This is a genomic window from Amycolatopsis rhizosphaerae (genome assembly GCF_007713715.1).
GTDB lineage: Bacteria > Actinomycetota > Actinomycetes > Mycobacteriales > Pseudonocardiaceae > Amycolatopsis_E > Amycolatopsis_E rhizosphaerae.
In genome coordinates this window covers 1-2,346 of record NZ_VJWX01000738.1, presented here as the reverse complement: position 1 = coordinate 2,346, position 2,346 = coordinate 1, and the positions used below count along the sequence as shown (strand labels likewise).

The window sequence follows — 2,346 nt, the reverse complement described above, 5'->3', positions numbered from 1 at the left end:
GTGGCGGGTGGCGCCAGTTCCGCGCCGAAGAACCGGAGGAACACGGCGAGTTCGAGGCCGATCGCGACCAGCCAGGGCAGCGCCATCACCGCGGTGAACCCGGTGAAACTCAGCCCGGTCGCGGAAAACGCCAGCAGGTTCGTCAGGTTCGACACCGGCAGCAGCGTCGAGGCCGAGTTGGCCAGGTGGGCGCAGGCGTAGACGTGGGGCCGCGGCGGCAGCTCCAGCCGGCGGGTGGTGGCCAGCACGACCGGGGTGAGCAGCACCACGGTCGCGTCGAGGCTGAGCACCGCCGTGGTGCCCGAGGCCACGGCGAAGGTCAGGACCAGCAGGCGTCGCGGGCGCCCCCGGCAGGCCGCGGCGAGGTGGGCGCCCAGCCAGGCGAACACGCCGTCGAGATCGGCGAGGTAGGCCACCAGCAGGATCGCGGACAGGAAGCCCAGGGTGGGCCCGATCGTGACGATCTGGTGTGCCGCCGCGGCGGGCGGCACCCAGCCCGCCAGCAGCGCGACGCAGGCCGCCGGGACCGCGAGCACCGCTTCCGGCAGGCCCCGGGGCCGCAGCATCGCGAAGGCGAGCACGGCGAGGAGCAGCCCCAGACTTCCCGCCGCCGCCACGCCTTCACGCTACCGGCGGAGACTCCGGCGGCGGCCGGGCGGAGTGGGGCGGCTAATCTGGAGGTGCGGACGAGTTGGCCGGGCGGCCGCGAGGGTGCACAGCCTTCGAGGAAAGTCCGGACTCCACAGGGCAGGGTGGTTGTCAACGGCAACCCGGGGCGACCCGCGGGACAGTGCCACAGAAAACAGACCGCCCCGGCTTCCGGCCGGGGTAAGGGTGAAACGGTGGTGTAAGAGACCACCAGCATCCCGGGTGACCGGGATGGCTCGGTAAACCCCACCCGGAGCAAGGCCAAGAGGACACCCCAGGGTGTCTGCGCAGGCGATCGAGGGCGGCCCGCCCGATGCCTGCGGGTAGGCTGCTCGAGCCTGCCGGCGACGGCAGGCCTAGATGGATGGTCGCCACCGCGACGCCGAGAGGTGGCGCGGTACAGAATCCGGCTTACACGCCAACTCGTCCGCCGACATCTTTCCCCGCGCGTCCGCGCGCGATAGCTTCTGCGCGTGCCTAGCGACGAAGCCCGCGCCCTCGCCTTCCGGTGTCACCGAGTACTCGACCCGATCCACTCGCTGGTCTACTTCGCCCCCGAGGCGGAGGAGCGCTTCACCGCCGCCGGGCTCCGGCCGGGCCGCATGGGTTACTTCGCCAGCCGGTCCGCGCCGATGGGCGCGGTGGGCGCGGGTGTGGTGTCCGCCACGTTCTACAACTTCAATCCCGAACTGGTCGCCCGGCTCATCCCCCGCGCCTGGACGCTGGCCACCCCCGAGCGGATCCTGGCCGCCCGTCTCGAGGCCGTCGACGCGGCGTTGCGCCGGCTGCTCGGCGACGAGGTCGCCACGCCCGCGGTGGCCGAGGCCGCCGAACTCGCCCGCGAGGCCACCACCGCCTGCCGCCCGGACGGGCGGCCCCTGTACGCGGGGCACGCCGATCTCGAGTGGCCCGAGGAACCGCACCTGGTGCTGTGGCATGCCATCACCCTCCTGCGCGAGTACCGCGGCGACGGGCATATCGCCGCCCTGATCGTCAACGGGCTCGACGGGCTCTCCGCCCTGATCACCCACACCGCGACCGGGAAGGGCTTTCTGGCCGACGCGGCCAAGGGCCTGCGCGGCTGGTCGGACGAGCAGTGGGACGCCGCGGCGGACCGGTTGCGCGCCGCCGGCCTGCTCGACGAGACGGGTGCACTCACCGAACAGGGCCGGGGGCTGCGGGAACGGATCGAGGACCAGACCAATGCCGCGGCCGTGGCGCCCTGGACGCACCTCGGCGCGGACGAGGCGGCTCGTCTGCACGACATCGGTCGCGATCTGGCCAGGAAGGTGACCGCGGCGGGGGCCTTCCCCGGCGGCCTGTTCGCGGCGGGGAAGTCGTCCGGCCAGTAGTGACCCTGGGGAAAGCGGTTTCGCGTGGCGCTTTCCCCGCTTTGATCATCATCGGGTGGAACGCCCGCCGCCGAACGGGTCATGCCACACTTGTCCGCGTCGGCCACGGATGCCCACCGAGAGTGAGCACCCGGGCCCGCGAGCGGGTGAGTTCGTCCGCCCACTACGAAATACGGGTGGACGGGGTTAACCCTGGGCGGCCTTGCAACGATGATGGAGGGCGACGACTTCAGGGAGAGTGGCCGTACTGTGCCTGGTGTGAATGGTTTACCTTCGACGGAGAGCGCTTTGACCGTTACCGCTCGTGACGCCATGATGATCTAGACCAGACCGGACAACCTCCAGC

Annotated in this window: 2 protein-coding genes and 1 other RNA gene; 2 read left to right on the top strand and 1 reads right to left on the bottom strand. The window is 71.6% G+C overall.

Annotated elements, in window-relative coordinates; translation table 11 throughout:
* A partial coding sequence (locus FNH05_RS36240; protein WP_425458528.1) for an SLC13 family permease occupies positions 1–617 on the bottom strand: 617 nt, incomplete at its 3' end.
* A gap of 70 nt (positions 618–687) precedes the next feature.
* Between FNH05_RS36240 and rnpB the strand changes: the two genes are divergently transcribed.
* Both rnpB and FNH05_RS36230 read left to right on the top strand, forming a co-directional pair.
* An RNA gene (rnpB, locus tag FNH05_RS36235) (RNase P RNA component class A) lies at positions 688–1,078 on the top strand.
* A 43-nt stretch (positions 1,079–1,121) separates the two neighbouring features.
* Positions 1,122–2,000 (top strand): SCO6745 family protein, encoded by an 879-nt coding sequence (locus tag FNH05_RS36230; protein WP_144593349.1) that lies wholly within the window; start codon positions 1,122–1,124, stop codon positions 1,998–2,000.
* Positions 2,001–2,346: the final 346 nt, after the last annotated feature.